At 67.5% G+C, this 3,748-nt stretch carries 4 protein-coding genes; all 4 read right to left on the reverse strand.

Annotated features, from left to right (window positions below):
* Positions 1–742, reverse strand: a 742-nt coding sequence (locus AC5RWX_RS31315; RefSeq protein ID WP_494100090.1) for a carbamoyl phosphate synthase preATP-grasp domain-containing protein, incomplete at its 3' end; no start/stop codon positions are given.
* Positions 742–2,049 (reverse strand): glutamine-hydrolyzing carbamoyl-phosphate synthase small subunit, encoded by a 1,308-nt coding sequence (carA, locus tag AC5RWX_RS31320; protein WP_494100091.1) that lies wholly within the window; start codon positions 2,047–2,049, stop codon positions 742–744. The genes AC5RWX_RS31315 and carA, both read right to left, overlap by 1 nt.
* A complete protein-coding gene (locus tag AC5RWX_RS31325; protein ID WP_494100092.1) occupies positions 2,030–2,551 on the reverse strand; it encodes a PH-like domain-containing protein in 522 nt (173 codons plus the stop codon). Before AC5RWX_RS31325 ends, carA begins: the two co-directional genes overlap by 20 nt.
* A partial coding sequence (locus tag AC5RWX_RS31330; RefSeq protein WP_494100093.1) for a dihydroorotase occupies positions 2,551–3,748 on the reverse strand: 1,198 nt, incomplete at its 5' end. The genes AC5RWX_RS31325 and AC5RWX_RS31330, both read right to left, overlap by 1 nt.

The raw sequence follows: 3,748 nt of genomic DNA on the forward strand, positions 1-3,748 counted from the left end.
TCGAGTCGCCGGTGTGCACGCCCACCGGGTCGAAGTTCTCAATCGAGCACACCACCACGACGTTGTCGTTCTTGTCCCGCATCATTTCGAGCTCGTAGTCCTTCCAGCCGAGGATGCTCTCTTCGAGCAGCACTTCGCTGGTGGGGCTGTACTGCAGGCCCTGGCCCACGATGCGGCGGAGGTCGTCCTCGTTATAGGCGAGGCCCGAGCCGAGTCCGCCCATGGTGAAGGACGGGCGGACCACCATGGGGTAGCCGAGGTCATCGGCGGCCTTCAGGGCCTCGTCCATGGTGTGGATGATGTGGCTGCGGGCCGATTCGGCGCCGCAGCGCTCCACCACGCCCTTGAACTTCTCGCGGTCCTCGCCGAGTTCGATGGCGGCGATGTTGGCCCCGATGAGCTCCACATTGTACTTCTCGAGGACGCCGTTCTTGTCCAGGGCAATGGCCGTGTTCAAGGCTGTCTGGCCGCCCAGGGTGGGCAGCACGGCGTCCGGGCGTTCCTTGGCGATGATCTTCTCCACCACCTCAGGTGTGATGGGTTCGATGTAGGTGGCGTCAGCGAACTCCGGGTCGGTCATGATGGTGGCCGGGTTGGAGTTGACCAGGATGACCCGCAGGCCCTCCTCCTTCAGGACGCGCAGCGCCTGCGTGCCGGAGTAGTCGAACTCCGCGGCCTGGCCGACGACGATCGGGCCCGAACCAATGACGAGGACGCTTTTGAGATCTGTACGTTTCGGCATTACTTCTTGTCCTCAGTCTTGTTGTCGTTTTTGTGTTCGGCGCCTGTGTTGTCCGCCCCAGCGGGGTGCGCAGAGTCCACGGGGTCCTTGGACAGGTTGGCAGTCCTGCCGTCCCGGGTTCCGTCCATCAGCTCGATGAAGCGGTCAAACAGGTAGGCGGCGTCGTGCGGTCCGGCCGCTGCCTCAGGGTGGTACTGGACGGAGAAGGCGGGGATGTCCAGGCAGGCCAGGCCTTCCACCACGTCGTCGTTCAGGCTGACGTGGCTGACTTCGACGCGGCCGTACCGTTCCTCGGGAGCCTGGGTTGCGCCGTCGAGCGGTGCGTCCACGGCAAAGCCGTGGTTCTGGGAGGTGATTTCCACCTTGCCGGTGCGGCGGTCCAGCACGGGCTGGTTGATACCGCGGTGGCCGTAGCGCAGCTTGTAGGTGCCGAAGCCCAGCGCACGTCCCAGTATCTGGTTGCCGAAGCAGATACCGAAGTAGGGCAGTTTTTCGTCCAGGACGGAGCGGAGCAGCTTGACCTGGGCGTCGGCCGTGGCGGGGTCGCCGGGGCCATTGGACATAAAAAAGCCGTCCGGGTTGACGGCCTTGACGTCTTCCAGGGTGGCGGTGGCAGGCAGCACATGGACCCGGACGCCGCGCTCGGCGAACCGGACGGGTGTCATGGCCTTGATGCCAAGGTCGACGGCGGCGATGCTGAAGCGGGGTTCGCCGTCCCAGCCGTGGTCCTTCGGTTCCACCACGTATGCCTCGTCAACGCTGACTTCCTCGGCGAGGCGTGCGCCTTCCATGGGAGCGCTGGCGAGCACGGCGTCGACCAGCTCCTTATCGGTGGCCTGCGCGGCTTCGCCGGAGAAGATGCCCGCCCGCATGGTTTTGTGCTCGCGGAGATGGCGGGTGATGGCCCGCGTGTCCACGCCCTGGATGCCCACGATCCCCTGGTCCACCAGCTCCTCGTCCAGCGACCGCTCCGAGCGCCAGTTGGAGGGGCGGCGGGCGGCGTCGCGGACGATGTAGCCGGCCACCCAGATGCGGCGGGACTCGGCGTCGTCGTTGTTCACCCCGGTGTTTCCGATGTGGGGGGCGGTCTGGACCACGAGCTGGCGGGCGTAGGAGGGGTCCGTGATGGTTTCCTGGTAGCCGGTCATGCCGGTGGCGAAGACGGCCTCGCCCAGGGCCGTTCCAGTGGCGCCGTAGCTGCGTCCGCGGAAGATGCGGCCATCCTCGAGCACCAGCGCAGCTGGAGCGGAAACTGGGGCCGATACTGCTGTGTTTGTTGTCACTGTCTTACTTTCCACTATTGGCATCGGCCGCGGGGGCCGAAGAAATCAATTCCTGAAGTGCTGCGAAAAGCACGTTCCTGTCCTCTGCGCGGCGGGTCCGGAAGCCGGTGTCCAGCTCGTGGCTGCCGTGCATCCACGCCAGGACCAGGAGGCCGTCCTTTTCCACGAACTTGCCGGCCATGCCGCTGTCCAGCCGCACCCCGGTGAGGGAAGCCGCGGGGATGTACAGCGCCGGTGCCCCTGCCCGGTCAAAAAGGACGCCGTGCGCGTAGACCTCGAGCGTGGCGTTCGTACGGATGCCGAGGGAGTGCACTGCGATCCGGTCCAGCCAGTCTCCGCCGGTGGTGGACGCGACGTACTGCCCCTCGGCACTGGTGAGCGGCTCCCCCGGCGCCTCGGGCACCGAAGGCAGCTGTTCGACGTCGGCCTGGCGGCGCAGGCGGCTGCGCCAGCCCAGCCAGATGAGGCCGAAGGCTGCGGCGATGAGGGCCAGCGTGATGACCAGCGAGAGCAGCTGGGTGTCCATCAGGCGGCACCCAGCGAAGCGGCGTGCCGGTACGGGGTGTTGAGGGCGCCGTCCAGGACAGTGGGGTGACCCTTGAAGAACGTGGCAACAACCTTGCCGGGCAGCTCCATGCCCTTGAACGGCGAGTTCCGGCCCATGGTGGCCATCAGGGAAGGCTCAACCGTCCAGCGCGCGGCGGGGTCTACCAGGATGACGTTGGCGGGTTCCCCTGCTTCCAGCGGCCGGCCCTGGTCCTCCAGGCGGCCAATTTTTGCCGCGGCGGCGGAGGTGACCCGGGCAAAGTCCGCCCACGTCATCAGGCCGGTTTCGATCATGGTGTGCTGCACTACGGACAGGGCGGTCTCCAGCCCGGTCATACCCATGGCAGCCTGCGCCCACTCGCATTCCTTGTGCTCACTGGGATGCGGGGCATGGTCGGTGCCGACGACGTCGATGGTGCCGTCGGCGAGGCCGGCGCGCAGGGCCTGGACGTCAGCATCGGTGCGCAGCGGCGGGTTGACCTTGTAGACGGGATCGTAGCTGCGGACCAGGTCATCGGTCAGCAGCAGGTGGTGCGGGGTGACCTCTGCCGTGACGTTGATGCCGCGTTCCTTGGCCCACCGGATGATTTCCACCGAGCCGGCCGTGGAGACGTGGCAGACGTGGAGCCGGGACCCCACGTGCTGGGCCAGCAGGACGTCCCGGGCGATGATGCTTTCCTCCGCCACTGCCGGCCATCCGGCCAGTCCCAGCACCGCTGATACTTCGCCCTCGTTCATCTGGGCGCCGGCGGTAAGCCGCGGCTCCTGCGCGTGCTGGGCCACCACGCCGTCGAACGCCTTGACGTACTCCAGCGCCCTGCGCATGAGGACCGGATCGTGGACGCAGATGCCGTCGTCCGAGAACATGCGGACCCGGGCGCGGGAATCGGCCATGGCGCCGAGCTCGGCGAGCTGCTCACCGGCGAGCCCCACGGTCACGGCGCCGACGGGGCGCACGTCCACCCAGCCGGCCTTTTGGCCCAGGCTGTACACCTGCTCCACCACGCCCGCGGTGTCAGCGACGGGAGTGCTGTTGGCCATGGCGTGCACGGCGGTGTAGCCGCCCAGGGCAGCGGCGCGGGTTCCGGTCTCCACGGTCTCGGCGTCCTCGCGGCCCGGCTCGCGCAGGTGGGTGTGGACGTCCACCATGCCCGGCAGCGCCACCAAACCGGCGGCG

This window comes from Arthrobacter sp. SPT-J7, assembly GCF_059089965.1.

Excerpts from the sequence above, each read along its gene's own strand:
- carA (WP_494100091.1), bottom strand. The coding sequence starts at position 2,049 with ATGCCAATAGTGGAAAGTAAGACAGTGACAACAAACACAGCAGTATCG.
- AC5RWX_RS31325 (WP_494100092.1), bottom strand. The coding sequence starts at position 2,551 with ATGGACACCCAGCTGCTCTCGCTGGTCATCACGCTGGCCCTCATCGCC.